Raw genomic sequence first — 20839 nt, 5'->3', positions numbered from 1 at the left:
AGGCCGCGATCAGATCGCGAGCGCGGTCAGCTCTGCGGTGCGGGCGCGTAGCCGCTCCAGTTCGCCGCCCGGCGCCGCCGCCGGTTCCTGGACGTCGGCGGGCACAGCGTCCGGCGGCACGGCCGTGGGCAGGATGACTTCGTCGTCGCCCAGAACGATGCCCCGGTTGTTGAGCGCGGGACTGAACTTCATCAACGTCAGCCTGCTGACTGGCCCCGCGCACAGCCGTTCGATCGCCGCCGTCAGCTCGTCCGGCTGGATGAGCGGCGCCTGCGCTCCGACCACCGCGCCCCGCTCTCCCTCGGTGGGTGCGTTGTTGAAGCAGTAGCCCAGGTTCAGCACCTTGCCGACAGCGCCGTAGTGGCGTTGCACCGTCAGTGCGAACGAATCGAGGAACGTGCAGGCGGCCGCGTAGTTCGCCTGCTTGATGGCTTTGAGGTAGGAGTTGATCGAGGACAGGAACAGTGCGAAATCGAGCGAGTCACCGCCGAACACCTGCATGCACCGGACGCTCGCGTCGACCTTGCCGCGCAGCACGTCCTCGAACTGCGCCTCGCTCATCCGGGCCAGGCTCGCCCCCGAGAACACGAGGCCCGAGTGGATGACGCCGTGCACCGCGCCGAACCGTCGTACGATCTCGTCCTTCGCCGCGCGCAGGGACGCAAGGTCGGTGGCGTCGGACCGCAAGTACAGCGGCGCAGGCCCGTCCGCGCCGGTCGCCTGAGCGATAGCGGCTTCGACTCGCGCGTCCTGCGGCCTGCGTCCGAGCCACACCACCTGGGCGTGGTACCGGCGGATCAAGTACTCGCTGATGACCGTGCCAAGGGCGCCCGCCCCGCCGATGATGACGTAAGTGCCGCCCTGCCGCAGCCGGGACGACGTCGGCGAGGCCGGCTGAACAGTCATCAGCCGCTGCCCGTGCCACCGGCCGTCGCGGTGGATCCGCAGGTTGCCGTCCGGGGCCGCGGCCAGGTCGAGCACCGCGGCGAGAGAAGGCGCGTCGTAGTCCTCGACGTCCGCCACCCGCACCCGCCAGTCCGGATACTCCTTCGCAGTCGACCCCGCCAGGCCGGCGACACCGGCGTGCGCCGGGTCGACGACCTCGGCCTCATGGACGGCGTGCGCCCGCTCAGTGATCAGGGTCAGGCCCAATGAGCGATCGCCGTACCCTGCGGCCAGAAGTGCTTTCACCGTGCGGAAGGCATGCAGCGAGCCGCTGGACTGGCCCTCGACGACGCTCGCACCGGACCGGTCATCCACGGCGCTGGGCGCCACCCAGATCAGATGGTCGAGTTCCGGGACCGACCGGAGAGACGTCTCCAGGTCGTCGTGCGTACTCTGCGACGGGTCCGCGACCACGTGCGCGCCTGGAAGGCGCGCGATGAGAACGTCCCGCGCCTGCCCTGGGGACGCGATGATGCCCACTGATTCGGCACTCCGCGGCCACGTCGCGGATTCCGTCTGCTGAAGGGGATCCCACACCGGCACCAGCGTGGCGACGCCGTCCGACGGGTCCGGCGTCTGCTCGGCTCGACGGCCTGCGATGCCTCGCAGACGCAGGCACACCGTGCCGTCGTCGGTCGCGAGGTCGATGTCGATCCGGTCCGCGCCGCGCGCGTCCTCGGCACGGCGTATCAGGGCCCACATTGTGGTCGCGCCGGGGGCGAGGACTTCGGCCGACTTGATGGTGAACACCAACCCGACCCGATCGTCGCCGTCGAGCAATCGCATGCACTGCATCGCCGAGTCCACCAGCGCCGGGTGCAGGACGAGGCCGTCCATGGTTCCTGACGCCGCGCTGGGCAGCCGCAGTTCGGCGAGCACCGCGTTGTCGCTGCGGTGCACCGCCACGACCCCCTGGAACGTGGGGCCGTAGGCGATGCCGCGATCCCGCCACTCGGCGTAGAACCGCAGGGGGTCGAATTCTGTGGCCTGGAAATCCCGAAGCAGCGCGGGCAGATCGAGCGCCTGCGCAGCCGTCGGCTCCGCGGCGGACACCTCGCCTTGACAATGGAGAACGGGTTCGTCTCCGGCGGACTCCGTGGAGGACACCATGAACCGGGTGACGTCGCCGTCCGCGCGAAGAGCCACCCGAAGTGCGCGCGGCACCCCCGACACCGAGAGAGGTTGCAGGAAGACGATGTCGTGCAAGCGAACCGCGTCGCTCGCGGTCCGCCTCGCCGCTGCTGCGACCCACTGCAGATACATGGCCCCCGGGGCGATCCCGGTTCCCTGCACCTGATGTTCACGCAGGTAGAACTCGTCGCCGGTGAGGACTCGCCCATCGCGCTGCGGCCCATCGTCTGCCACCGCGCGGATCGGCAGCGCATAGCGTTCCTCCTCGAAGGGGTAGCCAGGCAGCGGAACGCGGCGGTAGCGGCTGTCGCGGAACAACTCGGCGAAATCCGGTGCCTCACCGTCAAGGAACTGTTGGGCGAATGCCTGCAACCTGGAGTCTGCGCTCTGCGCCGGAATGTCCTGCCCGGAGAGCCAGGTAGTGCACTGGCTTTCCAGTTCTGCGATATCCCGGACCACACTCGCCCATCGATGCCGCAGGTGCCTGCGGCCGAGCAGAAGTGTGTGGCTCACGTCGCCGACATCGAGGTCCGGGTGCTCGCGGCAGTGGCGCGCGAGCCGGGCCACCTGTTCGCGCAAGGCGTGCTCCGTCGCCGCCGACAGCGCGATCAACCGGGCCCCGTCTTGCCTGCTCCGCGGCGGCGTGGGCGGCTCCGATGGCTGCTCGATGACAGCGTGGGCGTTGGTTCCGCTCGCGCCGAGCGACGTGACCGCGGCGCGCCGCTTGCCGCCTTCGGGCACGGCCCACCGCCTCGGCTCCGTGTGCACGAAGAACGGGCTGCCGGCCAACGTGACACTGGAGTTCGTCGCGGTGTGGTGGGGCAGACCGGGGATCACCTCGTGCCTCATCGCCAGCAGTGCCTTGATGACGCCGATCACGCCGGCCGCGGCCTGCGCGTGGCCGATGGAGGCCTTTGTCGAGCCGAGCGAGCAGAACCGCTCGGCGTCCGTGAAGCCGCGGAACGCGCGATCGAGCGCCCGGAATTCCACCGGATCGCCGAGCCTGGTTCCGGTGCCGTGTGCCTCGACCAACCCGATCCCCGCGGGGTCGATTTCAAAGTCCTGATAGATCTGCCGGATCAGCCGTTCCTGCGAGGTCCCGTTCGGCGCGGCGATCCCGTTCGTAGTGCCGTTGTGGTTAATCCCGATTCCACGGATCACGCCGTGGATGTGGTCGCCGTCCGCCTCAGCGTCCGAGAGCCGTTTGAGGATCAGCGCACCGACTCCCTCGGCGGGCACGAATCCGTCGGCCGCCTGGTCGAACGAACGGCACCGGCCCGTCGGGGAAAGCATCCCGGCCCGCGACGCCGCCAGATACAGCCGCGGCGAGTTCTGGACGTAGACCCCGCCCGCGATCGCCGTGGTGACCTCGCCCGCCCACAGCGCCTGACACGCCAGGTAGAGGGAGACCAACGAGCTGGAGCATGCGGTGTCGACCGCGATCGCCGGCCCGTGCAGGTCCAGGTAGTACGCGATGCGGGACGGCACGAGCGAGTTCATGTTGCCCCACAGTGCCTGGCCCGGGTAGTCGGACGGCCCCGTCATATCCAGGTAGTCGCCCGCAGCGCAGCCCACGTAGATACCGCACCGGTCGCGGTCGAGCGACTCGCCCGCGTGGCCCGCGTCCTCTAGCGCCCGCCACGCTTCCTGAAGGAACAGCCGCTGCTGCGGCTCCATGTAGACGGCCTCTGCACCGGAGATCCCGAAGAAGAGCGGGTCGAACTCGTCGACGCCGTCCAGGAGACCGCCGTCCAGGCAAACGCTGCCCAGCGACGCGAGGTCCCAGCGGGACACCTTCGAGACAGCATCCCGGCCGGAGGCCAACAGGTCCCAGAACTCGTCGGCATCCCGGGCGCCCGGGAACCGGCCGCTCATGCCGACGATCGCGACGGGCTCCCGGCCACCGCCCGACGGCTCGGATACCGCGGACGGCTCGGGTTCCGCCGCCACGATGGCGGCGCCTTCCTCGTCGACGATGAAACTCGTCAGCCGCCTGATCGACGGGTTCTCGAACAGCACGCTCGGATCGAGGTCAGTGCTCAGCGACTCGTTGAGCCGGTGCACCAGGGAGACGCCGGTGAGCGAGTCCAGTCCGTAGTCGGCGAAGGGCTTGTCGGCCGCGAGCTCATCCGCAGTCAGCTTCAGCGTTTCGGCGAGGATCCGCTCGACGGTCGCGCGGACGTGCTTCTCGAGCGAGCCGGGCGCGGCAGGCCGCGGATCCCGGCGCGGGACGGGCGAACCGGCGCGCGCCAGCAGTACCTGCTGGCCCAGGTCGCGGGCGGGCTCCGCCAGCAGTTCAACCGTGTCGAACCCGCACTCCCGCAACACTTCGCGCCACGAGTTCGAGGACAGCGCCGGTCCGCCCTGGTTACGCCTTCCGTCCGTGAACCGCCACCACCCTTCGAGGAGCCCGAAGGTCAGGTGCGACCACCAGTCGTTCCGGGCGAGCTCGTTGAGTACGAGGACTCCGCCGGGCCGCAGCAGTGCTCTGGCATGACGCACTGCCTGCACGATGTCCTTGGTGGCGTGCAGGACATTGTTGGCGATGACGATGTCGTAGTCGCCCGCGGTAAGTCCCTGTGCGCCGGGCTCCCGCTCCACGTCGAAGGTCGTGAAGGACAAGTACGGCACGTGGCCGGCGAACCGCCGCTCCGCGTCGATCAAGAACGCCTTCGAAACGTCCGTATAGCAGTACTCAGCGAGGTCGCGGCCCGTCAGTTGGGCGAAAACGCGCTCGCTGGTGCTGCCGGTGCCCGCTCCGATCTCCAGCAGCCGGATCCCGTCGCGGCGGGTGTCCACCTCCGCGCGCACCGCGCCGGCCGTCACGTCGTTGAAGTAGTCGGCCGTCACGTTCCCCCGGTACGCCGGTTCGACCAGCTCGAACGAGCCGCCCGGGAACATGACCGCAGTGGCCTTCGTCCGCCCGGACAGGATCGCGGGCAAGGCCTCGATCATGCGCTCGGTCAGGCCGGTCTTGGCCGCCAGCTCCGGATCTTCGGCACGGACGTCCTTCCACGCGCGCCAGGTGCGCCACGCCTGTTCGAGGCCTGGCGCACTCATCCTGGGCGCCACGAATTCGCCCTCACGCACGAGTTCTCCGTGGCTCAGCAGCACGGTCACCGTATGGTCGAGCCACTGGGCGAGGGACGGCGTGATCCTCTGCCCGATCAGGTCGCGACGAACGGGCGCGTCGAAGAGTCCCGCCGCCACGAGCTGTGCGAGCACGAGCGGGCGCGAGAGGCTGTCCATCTCGTCTGTGGCGGACGCGCGACCGGACAGGAACGTCTCGACGCTCTCAGGCCTGGCCGCGGCCACGAGCAACGATGCCGCGTCGAGCGGGTCAGTGGCCCGAGGAACCGACACCGCCTCGGCAGCCGGCCAGTACCGTTTCGCAGCGAACGGATACGTCGGCAGGCTCACCCGCACCGGCGGATTCGCGCCGTGGTAGGCGTGCCACTCGACGTCGATGCCGTTGACCCACAGGGGCGCGATCTTGTCCCACTCCCCGTGCTCGAGCCACCCGGCGGCCAGGTCTCGCAGCTCCCCGGGGCGATCGAAGAGGCCGAGCAGCTTGTCCTCAGGCCGTCGGGCCGTACCTTCGAACACCGTTCCGCGCGCCCCGCGCTCGACGTAGTCCTGAAGGGTTGCGATCAGCCCGTCGACGTCGTTCGCGACGAAGACCACTCGTTCGGCCATCGCCCGCCGCCCGACCTGCAGCGTGTACGCGAGCGACGCCAGATCGCCGTGCGCGTCCCGGTATCCCGGCAGGAACTCCAGAAGCTGCCGCGCGAGGACGCCGAGCCGCTCCCCATCGCGGGCCGAGAGGACCACCGCTTGGGGGCCGGGGCGTCCGGCGGCCCGCGCACCGGTCGGCGCCTGTTCCAGTACCGCGTGCACGTTGGTGCCGCCGATCCCGAAGGAGCTCAATCCCGCCCGCGCGGGCTCGTCGCCGTCCAGCGGCAGATTCCGGTCGGCCACGAAGAACGGCGACTCGTCCCAGTCGATCTCCGAGCTCGACACGTCGCAGTGCAGGGTCCGCGGAACCTCTCCGTGCTGCAAGGCCAGGGCCACCTTGATGAGGCCGGCGATCCCCGCGGCCGCGTCCAGGTGGCCGATGTTGCTCTTGACCGAGCCGATGCCGCAGTACTGGCTGCGTGCCGTGTAGTGGCGGTACGCCTCGGTCAGAGCCGCGACCTCGATGGGATCGCCGAGCCTCGTGCCCGTGCCGTGCGCTTCGACGTAGCTGATCGTCGACGGGTCCGTGCCCGCCTTGTCCAGCGCCTTGCGGATCACCTCGGCCTGGCCGCGCACACCGGGCGCGTAGAACCCTGCTTTGTCGCCGCCGTCGTTGTTCACCGCGACGCCGCGGATCAGGCAGTAAATGTGATCACCGGCAGCGATCGCCTCACTGGCGCGCTTGAGGACGACCACGCCGACACCTTCACCGCCGGACATGCCGTCGGCGCCGTCGGCGAACGCGCGGCTGCGCCCGTCGCTCGAGAAGTTCAGGCCCGGCTGGTGCACGTATCCCAGTTCCCCCGCGGAGAACAGGCTGGCCGCGCCGACGATCGCCTGGTCGGCATCGCCGGCCAGGAGTCCCTGACAGGCGACGTGCACCGCGCTCAGCGCCGAAGAGCAGTTGGTGCTCACCGCCATGCTGGGGCCACGCAGGCCCAGCTTCGTGGAAATCATCGTGGGCACCGTGCCGCCTTGGGCGAACAGCCACGCGGCGTAGGTCTCAGAGCTCGCCAGGACCCGCGGGCCCGACGCGTTCGCCATCAGAGCCGGGAGCAGGGCCTGGTAGAAGTTCGTGCTCGTGGACGTGGTGACGCTGGTCTCGGGAACGTCCTCCGGGCGGTAACCGGCGTCCTCCAACGCCTGCCACGCGTGCTGCAACAGCAAGCGCGCCTGTGGGTCCATGAACTCGGCGTCGCGGGGGGAGATGTCGAAGAACGCTGCGTCGAACTCCGCCCTGCCGTCCACGACCGACCGCTGCGGCACGTACCCGGGTCGGGTGATCAGCTCCTCCGGCACTCCGAGCGTGCGCAGTTCCTCGACTGACCATGACGTGCCGCCGCTGCGTCCTTCCACGAGCGCGGACCAGAATTCGCGGTGGTCCATGGCTCCCGGGAACCGGCAGGAGATGCCGATCACCGCGATCGAATCATCGAGCGAGGCGTCGTCGGCCGCCGGAGTGGCATGGCGCGGATCAGGGTGCTGCTCGGGCTCGACCGGCTGCGCCGCAGGTGCCTGCCCAGCAGGCAGCAGCCCCGTCAGGTGTCGGGCCATCGTCGCGACGGACGGGTGCGCGAAAACGCTGGTGGGTCGCAACGAGCAGCCGAACTCGCGGTTGATCTGCGCCACCGCTTCGATGGCCGCGAACGAGTCTCCGCCGATGTCGAAGAAACCTGCGGCACGATCGATATCACGCGAGCCGAGCACCTCTTCGAAAATCCCGCGCACGGTCCGCTCGATGTCGAGCGCGGCCACCGGGCTGTCGGCGGCCGGGAGCGGCACCGTCTGGGCCGCCTCGGTCAGCTTCGCCCGGTCGACCTTGCCGTGCGCCGTGAGCGGAAAGGCGTCCAGGGCCACGAATGCGGCGGGCAGCATGTAGGCGGGGAGGGCCTTGGCGAGTTCCGCGCGCAGCAGCGCGGCGTCGACCGGCGCGTCCCCGTTCCCGGTGTAATAGGCCGTGAGCCTGTCTGACAGGCCGACATGCTCGAGCAGGACGACGCTTCGGCCGATCTCCGGGTGGGCATTGAGCACCGCCTCGATCTCACCGAGTTCGATGCGGTGGCCGCGCAGTTTGACCTGGTTGTCCATCCGGCCCAGGACGACGATCTCGCCATTCGGCAGTCGGCGCGCGCGGTCGCCTGTCCGGTACAGCCGTCCGGGCGCGAACGGGTTGTCCAGGAAGCGCTCGGCCGTCAACTCCGGCTTCCGGTGGTAGCCCAGGGCGACCCCGTCGCCTGCGATGTGAAGCTCGCCGGTTACGCCGACAGGCAGGGGACTCATGTTCTGGTCGAGGACGTATAGCTGGGTGTTCGCGATGGGGCTGCCGATGGTCACCGGCTCCTCACGGCGCAGCCGCTTGGCCGCTGACCAGATGGTCGTCTCCGTGGGCCCGTACAGGTTCCAGGCCTCGCCGCGCGCCACGAGTTGGTCCTTCAGGCCGTCGGGTAACGCCTCGCCGCCACACAACACCTTGACGCCCTCGGTGTTCTGCCACCCGACGCGCACCAGCATGGCCCAGGTCGCCGGAGTGGCCTGCATGATGGTGGGCCGCCAGTCGGCGACCTTTTCGGCCAGCAACGTGGCATCGGCGGCCGTGGCCGATTCACAGATGCAGACCTGCCCGCCGGTGATCAGCGGGAGGTAGAGCTCCAAGGCGGCGATGTCGAAGCTGTGCGTGGTGATGGCCAACAGCCGATCGTTGGACGCCACTCCTAGCGTGTGCGCCATGGCCAGCACGAAATTGGTCAGCGCCGCGTGCGGAACTACGACGCCCTTGGGCTTCCCCGTGCTGCCCGAGGTGTAGATGATGTAGGCGGCTGAAGGTGTCGAGGCTCGCGAGTCCGGCGCATCGACGGTCGTCTCCCCCGCCGCTGCCCATGCCTGGGCGACCTGATCATCCTGGCGGTCTGTCGGGTACAGTCTCGCCTTCGGCGTCCCCACGGCGGCCAGCCTGTCCATCACCGCCTCATGGCAGATGACGAGTTGCGCGCCGCTGTCCTCGACCATGTAGGAGAGGCGTTCGGCCGGCAGTCGGCCGTCCAAGGGCAGGTACACCGCGCCGAGCCTCATGACGGCCAGGAGGGCCACGACAAGGTCGAGTGACCGTTCGTAGCAGACCCCTACAACGTCCCCGGGGCCGACGCCTTGACGCGTCAGCGCCTGTGCCAGCGCCGAGCTGTGGTCCGCGAGTTCGCGATAGGTGAGAGTCCGCTCCCCGCAGGTGACCGCCGGGGCATCCGGGTTCGCCTCTGCCTGCTCCGCGAAGAGATCCCAGCACGTCCGATGCGCGGGAAAGTCGACCTCGGTGCGGTTCCATGCCTCGATGACGAGGCGCCGTTCCTCGTCGTCGAGCAGGTTCAGCCTGCCTATGGGCGACTGCCCGTCCGAGTCGAGGATGCTGTCCACCAGGGTGGCGAAGTGTTCTGCCATGCCCGCGACGGCGTGGGCCGAGAAGGCGTCGGGGTGGTATTTCCAGTTCACCAGGAACCCGTCACCGGGAGCCACGTCCACCGTGAGGTCGTACTCACCCAGCTGGTACAGCCCGTCGACGAGCTCGAAGTCCGTCTCGCCGGTGGCGCGGGCCCGCTCGCCCAGGTATCCGGAGAGAGCAGAATCCTGATAGTTGTACACGATCTGATAAAGAGGCGACCGCGGATTCACGCCCCGGGCACCGAGATCGCCCACGATCCGGTGGAACGGGTAGGTCCCGTGCTCGAGTACTTCGAGCACCGTGGACTGTACGCGCCGGGCGAACGACGTGAACTCCTCGGAGGCGTTTGGCCTGCTCCGGACGGGCAGCGTGTTGACGAAGTAGCCGACGATCGGGTCGAAGTGTTCCGTCGGGCGCCCGGCCACCGGCATCCCGATGACGAGGTCCTCGCTTCCGGTGTACCGGTGCAGCAGAGTCAGGAAGGCCGCCAGGAAGAAGATCCCCGGGCTGATCCCATGTGAAGCGGTGAAGGCCGCGATGACGGCGGCCTGCTCTTTCGGCAGCCGGCTCGTGTATACCTCGCCCACATGAGGCGCGTCCGGCAGAAGAGCCACCTGCGAGGGTAACCCTGTCAGGACGTCCGCGCCGGCGAGCTCCCGCACCCAGAACTCGCGGTCCTCCTCAGCGCGCTCGCCGGCGAGTACGTCCCGCTCCCACGCGACGAACTCACCGAATGAGGCGGAGCCCACCTCGATCGGCACGTCCCGCCCCTCGACCCGCGCCCGGTACGAACTGAACAGCGTGTCGATGACGAGACGCCCCGACACTCCATCGATCACGAGGTGATGAATGACCAGCAGAACGTACGCCTCGGACGCGGAGCGACGCAGGACAGCCAGCCTGGTCAAGGGATCACCGGCCAGGTCGAACGGCCGCCTCGCGCTTTCCTTCAAAAAGTTCAACACTCGACCGGACGGCAAATCGGAGATGTCCACGTACTCGACGAAGAAACCGTCCGCATCTCCGTGGGACAGACGCGGCCCGTCATCCGTCTCGCGCACCGCGGCCGAGAGAAGCGGATGCCGGGAAAGCGTGTCGCGGAATGCGGCCTGAAGCGCCGCAGTATCTACGTCCGCAAACGAAAAGCACACGGGAACGTTGTACGCATACGTCTCCGGCTCCATCTTGGCAAGCGCCCACAAGCCGCGCTGCCCCTCGGACAAAGGAATGTCCACGCGTCTGTCGAGCTCGGCCAGTACCCCGGTCGTCGACATGTCGCCGTCGGCATACATGCGGGCGAGCGCGCGAAGGCTCATGACGGACTCCTTCCTGCCACACCACCCAGGCATGACGCTGCGGCAGAAGATCGCGAGCGAACGCAAGGACTCTGCCCAAGCCCGCACGGAGCGGGCTTCCAGTTGTCTTCCAACTCCCACTCGTGCACCCCGCCGACTACGACCGTTCCTTGATCATCGTGGTCGAACATCGCGTCCCTGTACCAGGCCACGTCCCCGAGCGGCTCCCGCAGCGGCACCGGCTCCGGATTCCGGGTGCCGAAGATCAATTGGTCTTGTGATTCGACGTACAGCACCTCGACCAGATCCCAAGCGGGTGGTGTCGAACGACTCGGGATGGTCTGACCGCTTCGGCACGCTCACCAGCGCGTCGGCCAGGTCGTAGGACCAGCCGTGGTGGGTACAGGTGCGATTGCGGATCGAGCCAAAATCGGCGCGGCACACCAGGGTGCCGCAGTGAGGGCACGAGTCGAGGCAGGCGCGGATCCGGGCGAACACGCGGCCCCACTCCTGACGGTAGCGTTCCGCATCGGTGAACACGGCACGGTCCACCAGTCCGCCCTCGGCGTCGACGAGCCCCGAGAGGACATCTCGGCCGGGCACTTGAGGCCTGCGCGCAGCAGCGAACAGAAGGCGCCCACGGATGTGGCCGTCGGTGTCATGACAATCAGTATGACCCGCAGACCGTTGCGTGTTCTCACGTTTGTTCCGATGTGGGGCACATCACTTATGCGTTTCGGCCAGCGTGGAGTACGTGATGCATGCTGCCGCCGTGAGTCAGTGCCTGACCGATCCACTTGCCGGCCTCATGCCGACCGAGGAGGGCTCACCGACGGCCTCGATCACGACGTCGACGAGGTCGAACGGGCGTCGCATGGCTCATCGCCATGTCCCGCCGGACCGAGTTCCGCGAGCCGGATTCGGGCCACCTGCAACTGCTCAAAGTTGTTCACCGCGACCTGCTCGCCTACGACCCCGACAGGCCCTCAGACGGGGCGACCGGAAGCCTTCACGAAGCCCAATCGCGGGCAGAAGAAGCCATTCCTGAAGGTTTTGGGTGGCTCGCGCCGGGCTGTTGGCTGGATCGTGGAGGGCCACTACCTTGAGAGCGGCGAAAATCTGGTCGTGTCCGATCTCGACGATTTCGGGCAACAGCGGCACGCTGACTAATACTCCAGCCCTAGATCGTGATCTTCGTGGGGGCCCCTATGGGTTTCGTCAAGGGGAACGGGCTGCGTTCTGGTGGGGTTCGGGGCAGCATGACGTGATGCCTGACCTGTTGTGGGATGACGTAGTGAGCTTCTTCGACCCGGATTTGATGGGGTCGCTGCCGGACGTGGTTGTTCCTGATGCCTCGGTTGGGGACTGGCAGGCGGTTTTGGACCTCGTCAGCGTGAGCGGGTGGAAGTTTCAGTACTCCGAAGGCGAGACTGTGCTGCCAGTGCCTCGGGCGGAGGCAGTTCTGTCTCGCCCGGCTGACGCTGAGTGCCCGGAGCTGAGGGTCTGGCCGGCTGCCGACGTGCTGGCGATCTTCCGGTTCTGGGCGGTGGAGGAGATCGACTTCGATGTTGATCTGCGGGAGCTCCAGGGCCAGGAACGACTGGACGTGTTCTGCGGCTTCCTGCGGGTGGTCGGGCGGCGGTTGGGCAAGCCGGTGCTGATGGTTTCCGAGGGCGGTGACCACAGTCATCCGCTACTCGGGTTCGATGTTGAGGTGGATCAGGTGGTGTTGTTGGCGGACCCGCTGGTCACGTGACCGCCGCGGCTGGCCGAGGTTCGTAGAAGGTGCCGTCGCGGAGCATCGCGAACAGGACGTCGGCCCGGCGTCTGGCGAGGCAGAGGATGGCTTGGGTGTGGTGTTTGCCCTGGGTGATTTTCTTGTCGTAGTAGGTCCTGGACGCGGGATCGGCCAGGGCGGCGAACGTGGACAGGAAGAAGGCCCGTTTGAGTTGCTTGTTCCCCCGGCGGGACGGTTGCTCGCCACGGATCGAGGACCCCGAACTGCGGGTCGCCGGGGCGAGGCCGGCGTAGGCGGCGAGGTGGGCGGCGGAGGGGAAGTTACTGCCGTCGCCGACGTCGATGAGGATGCGGGCTCCGGTCCTGGCCTCGCCCGGGTAGAGGTCGGCGATCCGCGACTTCCGCCCTGGCCTCGACCAGTCGCACCTATAGCCTCCGGTTCCTCTCTTCGAACGCCTTCTTCCCGGTCGGCGGCCCGCCCCCTACGCTTCTGAGATGGGCTCACTTGCCACCGCCGCCGCATCGGCAATACCGCAAGCGGCGCCTGTTGGCTCTCCCGGTAGCCTGCATTGGTGGCTGCTGGTCGGCGGTGGCGCAGGCGTAGTGATTGCGCTCGTGATGAGCAGCGCTCTGTACTGGGCTGCCTACCGCTGGGTCTCTCTTGGCCTCGAAACGGGCAGCTTCTTCTTCGCCCTCGTCGCGCTCGCGGGGGCGGTGCCACCCTTGTACGGTGCGGGGAAGATCGTCGAGGAGGCGCCAAGCGGACCTCCGGCTGACACCAGCGCCTTCCTCCTCCTGCTCGCCGCGAGCGTCGGCGTCGGCGTCATTCTGGTGGGAGCGTTCATTTTGAACACACCCGTTCCTCCGGACTCCGGCTCATTCTTAGCTCGTTCATTCCTGGTTCCTCCCATGGACGACCTGCAGGCGAAGCCCGTAATCAGCATCGCCGTCGCGGTTACTGTGGTTGTGGACGTGCTGGCGGTACTGGGCGCGATCGGCGTCCTTCGCTTGAACCTGGTCAAGGCCGTGGCGTGGGCCTACTTTGGCCTGGGGGCCAGCGTTGTGGTAGCAGGTGCAACGGTCTTCCTCATCGTGGCCGTGGTCCTTGCGACTGCCCCCGGCGGTGACAGCGGCTCAGCCTGAGGGCAGCCCTCCCCATGCTCGCTCGCGACTTCCCGCCCGGCGCTTCTTGTCCTGCGGAGCCAGGACAGGCACGGACGTCGTCGACCGCCCGATCGTGCCGGGCCGCCTGCTGCTATCTCTCGCGAACAGCCACGGACCCGAAGATCGCAACTGCTGCTCAAAGCAGGAGACAAACGCTGCTGCTTGAAGTGAACGATGCCACCCGCGGGTAGACGGGGGCGGTACGAACGCCCAACATCGCCAGGGGAGGGGTGTGATGTTTTTTCGCGCAGGTGCCTTCAAATTGATGGCACGCGCGGCGGTCATGGGCCAGGTGAGGTCCGGCGACACCGCGCGCGGACAGAAAGAGTTCATCAAGGTCCTGGAGTTCGCGCTGGGGCCACGGCGCGACAAGGACCTGTGGTCGGTTTGTCGGGCGCTGGGCGGGATCGCGCGCAAGGCGGCGGCCAGCAGCAGGTACCGCAGCCAGACCGACGTGCTGACGGCGGCTATCGGAGCCAAGACGCGCGGTAAGCCCAGTCTCACCGCGATTCAATGCATTGGCAGCCTGACACGCAACGAGGACCCAGCCATAGCGTGGGCGGGGGAGTTCCTGCAGGCGTGGGCAGTGGAGAAGAGTCGGCCGCGGGCGCGGGAGCTGTACGACGCGGCGCGTAGCGGCGGCGAAGAGCACTGGGTGCAGTGCGTGGGAGAGCTGTACACGGCAACGTGTGCAGTGCTGGAGAGGCTGAGGACGTACCAGGTGCGCTAGACGGGCCGGTAACGCCCCTCGCCGGCCGCTCCCCCGTGCCGGTGGAGGAGGCTGTCTGCTGAACGGAAAGGGCAGGTGGCCGCAGTCCCTCTGGACCTGTATAGGGCATCGTGAGGACATGGACTCAGCCGAAGCCAAAGCCCAGGCACAGCGTCAACTAAGGCGCGCCCTCACCCGTCGCTCCGACGGGAGCCGCGGCCTCTTCGCCCGTCGCGCCTGGCGCCGCCTCGTACAGAACGCCGCCGCAGGCTGGCCCCATGTTCAGGACGCCATCCGCGCTGCCGCCACCGAGCTGCCCCCGTCCGACGTCCTCGAACTCCTCGATGCCGCCCCGCAGCGCGAGGCCGACCGTGCCGCCTACCTCTCCCTCATCGGCCAGCACGAACAGCGCCACGCTCTCGACCCCGACGGCACCCTTTTCGCTGAGGCCTACCACGCCACCGACCCCATCACCAGAAGGCGGCTGCGCACCGTACTCACGGAAACCGGCGATTCCACCGCCCTGCGCAGCGTCGTCACCAGCGACCGGAGCGACCACCTGGCCAGCCTCACCGCCACCGAACTCGGCTACTTCGCAGGCCAGTTAGCCAGTCAAGACCGCTGGGACGATCTGCGCCTGCTCACCCTCAGCCTCGCCCTCCCGCAGGCCGCGACCGTCGCTGCCCTATTCCCGCCACGGCACCGCACCGGCGAACACGCTCCGCTCCTCGACCGGCTCGCCGCCGTACAGGCGGGCCGACTCACCGACACCGTTCGGCGCCTCCCCGCGAGCACCGTCACCCACCTGGACCGGCACTCGACTGATGGCGATATCAGCACGGGCGATATCAGCACCACGGTCTCCTTCTCGCCCGACTCAGCAGAGTTCGCGCTTCTGACTAAACATCACCTCTCCTACGGGGACCGCAAAAGACAACCCCGGGTGGAGACCATCCACGTCGGCTCCGGCGAGGTACGGACACATCCGATCGGGCGCCTCGATCCGCACACAGAGACCAATGGCCTGCTGCACCTCGGCGGCGAAGTCCTACTACAGCTGCGCACCTGGGGTGTCCCCGACCACACGGAGCTGGTGCGCCTGACGCCGACACCCCGGCAGGGCCTGGGCCGCCTCGCCCCACTCTCACGACTGGAGCGCTCCAGCGGCGGCGCTGTCTGCCTCGGCCGGCACGGCGAGCTGATCTTCGCCGACATCGGCTCGGATCAGCTACGCAAGGCCTCCCGGTCACTCACCCTCGGCGAGTCCCATCCGTACGACGATTCCGCCACCAGCGCGATAGCCACGCTTCCCAGCCACGGGCTCGTCGCGGTCGCCCACCGCGGGCGGATGGTAGTGACCGACGAGGACGGAGCGTTGGTAGCCGAATTCGCGACGAACAAGGTCCAGAAGGGGGCAACCGCCCCGGCCGTCGCGTTCACCTCACCCACCTCCATAGCCGTGTGCCACCGTTTCCAGGTGAACATCATGTTTCATACCGGGAAGCTGTACACGGAAATGTGGGACTTCTCCGGCGCTCGGCCGCGCTGCACCGGCAGCCATCGCGGGCGGGTGCTGGACAAGTGGCCGTGGAAGTTCTGGCTCGGCCTGCCCATGGCCGACCACTTCGCGCAGCGACTGTTCTCCATTCGACCCGACGGCTTGCTGGACAACGACGCCCCGCAGCCGGCCAACGCCAAGGGCGGTGGAATGCATCCGACGCAGCGCCGCTTCGGCACACTCTCGCCCCACAAGGACTCAATGATCATCAACGGATACGCAGGGCACTCCGTACACCTGGAGCTGCACAGCCCATACCTGCCGGCCGCACGCGCACTGCTCGAACTTCCGCTGGTCCAGGCCACCCCACGCCATCTCCACGAGGTGGGACAACTCCGCAAGCAGATCCATGACCCGCAGGTCCTCGACGCCCTCACCCACCTCGAACTCTGCCTCGCGGACTATTTCGGTGCGGACAGCTCCCCCGAAGATCGACCCGACGGAGGCTAGGCGCTGAAGGGTCTCCTCAGCGGCGAGCAGGACGTGTTCACCGGGGGCGGTGAACTGATGCGGCAGCACGACCTGCCGATGGAGCGAAGGACGGCGGCGCGGACACCTCGGACGCCCTAGGTGTATTGCCCTGTGAGGTTGGGGACGCGGCTGGCGGGTGGTTTGCCTGCGAGCGCGGTGTGTCCGCGGTGGTGATTGTAGGTGTGCAGCCATTGCGGGAAGGCGTCGCGTCGTTCCTGCTCTGAGCGGTAGGGCTTCGCGTAGGCCCATTCGTCGAGCAGGGTGCGGTTGAGGCGTTCGACCTTGCCGTTGGTCTGTGAGCGGTAGGGCCGGGTTCGCTTGTGGGTGATCCCGGCGGCTGCCAGGGTGTTGCGCCAGGCATGGGACTTGCAGCAGGCGCCGTTGTCGGTGAGGACGCGTTCGACGGTGATCCCGCACGAGGTGAAGAAGGTCTGGGCCCGTTGCCGGAACCCGGTGGCGGTTTCCTTCTTCTCGTCGGTGAGGATCTCGCTGTAGGCGAGGCGGGAGTGGTCGTCGACGGCGGTGTGGATGTAGCTGTAGCCGGACCCGGACCGGGTCTTCCTGCCCGCTTGGCGGCCCAGTGCTTTGTGGCCGCCGCCGTCGGGGATGTTGCCGAGCTTCTTGATGTCCACGTGCACCAGTTCACCGGGCCGGTCGCGTTCGTAGCGGCGGATGACGCGGCCGGTTGCCCGGTCGAGGTGGGTTAGGCGGGCCAGGCCGAAGCGGGTCAGCACGCGGTGGACGGTCGAGGGGACCAGGCTGAGCAGGTGGGCGATGCGGGCAGGTCCCCACCGCCGCAGGATCCGGACCTTGATGATCCGTCGTTCGGTCCGCGTCGGGGTCCGGCGTGGGCTGGTGTGCGGACGGCTTGACCGGTCCGCCATGCCCGCCTCGCCATACAGCCGGTAACGGTCCGCCCATCGCTGGGCTGTCGTCGGTGAGACTTGCAAAACGCTCGGCCGCCCGCCGCAGAGGCCAGCCGTCCTCGACCACACAACGGGCCAGACGCAGACGTCCGGTCTCGGTCAGGGGTGCATTACGGTGTTGATCAACGGCATACGGTTCCGCACTCGGACAGGGATACCGTGGCGAGACCTGCCCCAACGGTACGGGCCGTGGGAGACCGTGTACGGGCTGGCAGCGCGACGGAACGTGGCACCGCATCTTCGAGCAGCTCCAGGCTCGGGCCGACGTGAAGGGCTGATCACCTGGGACATTTCGGTGGGCTCCACGATCGCCCGCGCCCACCAGCATGCCGCTGGCGCCCACAAAAGGGGGATCTGCAGGTCGAGCCGCCCGGCGGGGTCTTCACCGAGCCCGCCGACCACGGACTCGGACGCTCACGCGGCGGGCCGATCACCAAGATCCACCTCCCGGTCGAGCAGGCCCAGAAGCCGATGTCGCTGGTGATCACGGCCGGCCAGCGCGGTGACTCCCCGCAGTTCCGGGTCGTCCTGGGCCGCATCCGCGTGCCCAGGCCCGGCCCGGGACGGCCCCGACAAGGTGCGCGCGGACAAGGCGTACGGCTCCCTCGCGAACCACACATACCTGCGCAGACGCGGCATCCGCTGCACGATCCCGGAGAAGAAGGACCAGATCGCCAACCGCAAGAAGCTCGGCGCCCGCGGTGGTCGGCCACCAACGTTCGACAATGAGGACTACAAGGAGCGCCATGCGGTGGAGTGCGGGATCAATCGTCTGAAGCGCCACCGCGCGGTGGCCACGAGGTACGACAAGCTCTCCGTCCGCTACGAGGCGACGGTGCTGATCGCGGCCATCAACGAGTGGCTGTGACTGCTACCGCTTGCGGGCCAGCAGCTGCACCGCCTGCGACAGGTGGCCGTTCATCGTGGTGACCTCGATCCCGCGCTCGTCCACCAGGTCGAAGTCCGACAACAAAGCGCGTAGCTCCGCAATGTCGTGGTGTCGGCATACCGCACCGTCGTCCGTGGCGAACACGCCGTACGGTGTGCCAAATTGCCGGGCGTAGGCCGCGTAGCGGCTGTGGTTTCGTTCGTCGTCCTGCAAGCCGATGTCGCTGATGTAGAGCAGCCCGCCAGGTGCGAGGACGCGGTTCAGCTCGCCGACCAGCGCTCGCTGGGCATCGGCGTCGGGGATACACGTCACCACTGCGAACAGCAGGACGACATCGAAGCTTCCCGATGCGTCAATCAGGTCCGGCGGGGACTTCAGAACGGCAAAGCGCAGGTCAGGCCGCATCCGACGGCCCCGCTCGATCAGCGCGGGAGACAGGTCCACACCGGAAACATCACGGAAGCCGTGCTCGCTCAGCTCGGCCATGACACGACCGTATCCACAGCCGTAGTCCAAGACCCGAGCGTCCGGATCCACCCCCGCCGGCCAGCTGAGATTTACCGGATGGGTGAACGTCTTTGTTGTACCGACACTGTCCCAGTACGCGATCTGACTACCAAGATCCTTCATGCGAGTGCAGCATCCGGCCCTCCCGGCTCCGCACATCACTACTTGATCCACTTCTGAAACGGGCCCAGCAGCGCCGCGCGAGGTTCCAAGCGTCAGCCACGGGAAATTACGTGACGCCGGGCAAATAGCCGCCTGGAGCGGATCCCGCAACCGTACCGGCCGGCACTTGCGCTCGGTCCGCCTCGGTCGAGCCTGAGTACGTGCCCAGCAGGCGCGGGTTTCGGTCCGCGCGCGTGGACGGCTGTCGCCCGGCCGCAGTCCGGGGAATGAGTTGGACGGCCTCACCGACTCCACCTGCCGGCCGAACAGATTTCGGGACCGTGTGGTCATGTTCGACAACTGTTTGGCTGACCGCGGGCAAGTGCCAGGTTGATGCGAGGGCGGGCCGTCCCGTGGGTGTGGCGTGGGTCATGGCAACGCTCACCCCATGAGCGGACAGGAGAGAGTGTGAATCCCTCAACTCGCGCTCGTATTCGGGACGGCGATCCGGCGGCTTTTGAGCAGCTCTTCGAAGATCACGCCCGGGTGGTCTACCGCTACGCCCTGCGCACCACGGGGAATTGGGCCACGGCGGAGGACGTCGTTTCGCTCACGTTCCTCGAGGCGTGGCGGCTGCGGCAGAAAGCGCATCCGGGCGGGGATAGCCTGCTTCCCTGGCTTCTCGGTGTCGCCACCAACGTTATGCGCAATACCTCCAGAGCCGCCCGGCGCCACGACGGCGCCGTCGCGCGGCTGCCCGCCCCCGAGGCCGCTCCTGACTTTGCCGACGGACTCGTCGGTCAGCTGGCGGACGCTGAGGAGCTGGCCGCTGCCCGGGCCGCGCTGAGCACTCTCAGGCGCGCGGAGCGGGAGGTCTTCACGCTTTGCGTGTGGGAGGGCCTCAGCCACGGGGAGGCCGCACAGGCGCTCGGGATCGCTGTCGGCAGTGTGCGCGCGCGGCTGTCCCGGGCGCGTGCTCGTCTGCGCGAGCACACCGAGGCGGAACTTGTGCGCAGCCGGATGCAACGCTCCGCCGCCCGCGGACAGTTCATCAACAACCGCATCAACGCGGCAAGGCCGACAGAGAAAGGAATCCGATGAACGTCTTCCCGCGACGGTCCGCCGGCTCGACGCACGCCCCCGCGAGCGGGCATGTGCCCGATGGCGGGGCGCTGTCCGAGGCTCAAGCCGGGCCCTCCGCACCGGACGTACCGGACCTCCCCGTCGGCCGCCAGAGCCTGCTCAAGGAGCACTTTATGCAGTCCATCACCAAGCATCCCGCTACTCGCGAGACCGTCGACGCCCCCGTGCCGCATGGTTCATGGCGCCGGCGCACCGCACTCGTCCTGGCGCCGGCCCTCGCCGTTGCCGCGGTCGTCACCGCTGCCGGTCTCGGCGGATTTTTCAGCCAGGGAGGGGCGGGCGGGAGCAGCGCCGCCACGGCTGCCGAACACCAGGAGGCAGCAGGGCTGCTGGACCGGATCGCCAACGTCGCCGCCCAAGGTGACTCCGGGAAAGTCGCCGACAGTCAGTACGTGTACACCCACGTCAAGGGGCGGCAGCGGACGTTTCAGGACGGGAAAATACAGACCGCGACGGTGCCCTACGAGCGTGAGGACTGGCACGCGGTCGACGGCAGCCGCCACGGCCTCGCGGTGCAAAAAGTGGGTCCTGGCGCCGGAGTGCCCGAGGGCCCCCAGCGCATGACGTTGGACAGCGACCCCAACTACACCACGTACCGGGAACTCGCCGCCCTGCCGACCGAGCCGGGCGCGCTGCTGGACAAGATCTACGCGGACACCAAGGGCCAGGGCCCCACGCAAGCACAGGCAGCCTTCGAAGCCATCGGCTCGATGCTGGACGAGGCCCTCGTCGTTCCGGACGTTGACGCTGCTCTCTACCGCGCTGCCGCGCGGATCCCTGGTGTGGTGGTACAGCAGGATGCCGTGGACGGCGCCGGACGTCAGGGCATCGGCCTCACGCTGAAGGGCGCTCATGGCGACCGCACCAGCTGGGTGTTCGATCCCGTCCGGCTCACGTATCTCGGTACGAATGAAGTCGCCCTGATCCAGGTCGGCATCGTCGACAAGGTGGAACAGCGCCCGTAGCCGCAGAGCAGTACATACCGTCGGGGGGGGGGGGGGGGCCCGGGGGGCCCCCCCCCCCCGGGGGGGGGGGGCGGGGGGGCGCCGCGGGGGGGGGGGGGGCGGGGTGGGGGGGGGGGGGGGGGGGGGGGGGGT

General features: G+C 68.2%; 9 protein-coding genes and 3 pseudogenes. 7 read left to right on the top strand and 5 right to left on the bottom strand.

Going from position 1 to position 20839, the window contains the following annotated elements; all coding sequences use genetic code 11:
• Window positions 1-9: 9 nt before the first annotated feature.
• Window positions 10-10557 carry an amino acid adenylation domain-containing protein gene (locus ACIBBB_RS04375; RefSeq protein WP_398978501.1) on the bottom strand — a complete coding sequence of 3516 codons (10548 nt, stop codon included), beginning with the start codon at window positions 10555-10557 and terminating at the stop codon, window positions 10-12.
• A gap of 153 nt (window positions 10558-10710) precedes the next feature.
• Entirely contained in the window at window positions 10711-11034 is a 324-nt protein-coding gene (locus ACIBBB_RS04370) for a Rieske 2Fe-2S domain-containing protein (RefSeq protein WP_398978845.1), read from the bottom strand.
• 769 nt (window positions 11035-11803) lie between these two features.
• On the opposite strand from ACIBBB_RS04370, the gene ACIBBB_RS04365 reads away from it, so the two are divergent.
• The gene (locus tag ACIBBB_RS04365; RefSeq protein ID WP_398978499.1) at window positions 11804-12292 is read left to right on the top strand and encodes a hypothetical protein; all 489 of its coding nucleotides are present in this window, start codon (window positions 11804-11806) and stop codon (window positions 12290-12292) included.
• Here ACIBBB_RS04365 and ACIBBB_RS04360 read toward each other — a convergent pair.
• Window positions 12285-12638: pseudogene (locus ACIBBB_RS04360) on the bottom strand (transposase); the annotation flags it as partial. The gene ACIBBB_RS04365 and the pseudogene ACIBBB_RS04360 sit on opposite strands and share 8 nt — an antisense overlap.
• A 130-nt stretch (window positions 12639-12768) precedes the next feature.
• Here ACIBBB_RS04360 and ACIBBB_RS04355 point away from each other — a divergent pair.
• The 3 genes from ACIBBB_RS04355 to ACIBBB_RS04345 all read left to right on the top strand — a co-directional run bounded on the left by ACIBBB_RS04355 (window position 12769) and on the right by ACIBBB_RS04345 (window position 16154).
• On the top strand, window positions 12769-13416 hold the full coding sequence (locus ACIBBB_RS04355; RefSeq protein WP_398978498.1) for a hypothetical protein: 648 nt from the start codon (window positions 12769-12771) through the stop codon (window positions 13414-13416).
• Window positions 13417-13672: 256 nt separating this feature from the next.
• On the top strand, window positions 13673-14167 hold the full coding sequence (locus tag ACIBBB_RS04350; RefSeq protein WP_398978496.1) for a hypothetical protein: 495 nt from the start codon (window positions 13673-13675) through the stop codon (window positions 14165-14167).
• Window positions 14168-14285: 118 nt separating this feature from the next.
• Window positions 14286-16154: a hypothetical protein gene (locus tag ACIBBB_RS04345; RefSeq protein WP_398978495.1), complete on the top strand. Its 1869-nt coding sequence runs from the start codon at window positions 14286-14288 to the stop codon at window positions 16152-16154.
• A 116-nt stretch (window positions 16155-16270) separates the two neighbouring features.
• On the opposite strand, the pseudogene ACIBBB_RS04340 reads toward ACIBBB_RS04345, so the two are convergent.
• Window positions 16271-17279 (bottom strand): annotated as a pseudogene (locus tag ACIBBB_RS04340) (IS481 family transposase).
• On the opposite strand from ACIBBB_RS04340, the pseudogene ACIBBB_RS04335 reads away from it, so the two are divergent.
• Window positions 17181-17969, top strand: a pseudogene (locus tag ACIBBB_RS04335) (IS5 family transposase); the annotation flags it as partial. The pseudogenes ACIBBB_RS04340 and ACIBBB_RS04335 sit on opposite strands and share 99 nt — an antisense overlap.
• A 3-nt stretch (window positions 17970-17972) precedes the next feature.
• On the opposite strand, the gene ACIBBB_RS04330 reads toward ACIBBB_RS04335, so the two are convergent.
• On the bottom strand, window positions 17973-18620 hold the full coding sequence (locus tag ACIBBB_RS04330) for a class I SAM-dependent methyltransferase (protein ID WP_398978493.1): 648 nt from the start codon (window positions 18618-18620) through the stop codon (window positions 17973-17975).
• 447 nt (window positions 18621-19067) lie between these two features.
• Between ACIBBB_RS04330 and ACIBBB_RS04325 the strand changes: the two genes are divergently transcribed.
• Both ACIBBB_RS04325 and ACIBBB_RS04320 read left to right on the top strand, forming a co-directional pair.
• The gene (locus ACIBBB_RS04325) at window positions 19068-19700 is read left to right on the top strand and encodes an RNA polymerase sigma factor (RefSeq protein ID WP_398978491.1); all 633 of its coding nucleotides are present in this window, start codon (window positions 19068-19070) and stop codon (window positions 19698-19700) included.
• The gene (locus ACIBBB_RS04320; protein ID WP_398978489.1) at window positions 19697-20707 is read left to right on the top strand and encodes a CU044_5270 family protein; all 1011 of its coding nucleotides are present in this window, start codon (window positions 19697-19699) and stop codon (window positions 20705-20707) included. Before ACIBBB_RS04325 ends, ACIBBB_RS04320 begins: the two co-directional genes overlap by 4 nt.
• The last annotated feature ends 132 nt before the right edge of the window (window positions 20708-20839 follow it).

Source organism: Streptomyces sp. NPDC051217, assembly GCF_044455465.1.
Lineage (GTDB): Bacteria > Actinomycetota > Actinomycetes > Streptomycetales > Streptomycetaceae > Streptomyces.
The sequence above is the reverse complement of the archived record's forward strand: the minus strand, read 5'-3'. Positions and strand labels throughout refer to the sequence as shown.

What these genes read in the sequence shown, in the direction of transcription:
- ACIBBB_RS04375 (WP_398978501.1), bottom strand. Translation starts at nt 10,557, where the DNA reads ATGAGCCTTCGCGCGCTCGCCCGCATGTATGCCGACGGCGACATGTCG.
- ACIBBB_RS04365 (WP_398978499.1), top strand. Translation starts at nt 11,804, where the DNA reads ATGCCTGACCTGTTGTGGGATGACGTAGTGAGCTTCTTCGACCCGGAT.
- ACIBBB_RS04355 (WP_398978498.1), top strand. Translation starts at nt 12,769, where the DNA reads ATGGGCTCACTTGCCACCGCCGCCGCATCGGCAATACCGCAAGCGGCG.
- ACIBBB_RS04350 (WP_398978496.1), top strand. Translation starts at nt 13,673, where the DNA reads ATGTTTTTTCGCGCAGGTGCCTTCAAATTGATGGCACGCGCGGCGGTC.
- ACIBBB_RS04345 (WP_398978495.1), top strand. Translation starts at nt 14,286, where the DNA reads ATGGACTCAGCCGAAGCCAAAGCCCAGGCACAGCGTCAACTAAGGCGC.
- ACIBBB_RS04330 (WP_398978493.1), bottom strand. Translation starts at nt 18,620, where the DNA reads ATGAAGGATCTTGGTAGTCAGATCGCGTACTGGGACAGTGTCGGTACA.
- ACIBBB_RS04320 (WP_398978489.1), top strand. Translation starts at nt 19,697, where the DNA reads ATGAACGTCTTCCCGCGACGGTCCGCCGGCTCGACGCACGCCCCCGCG.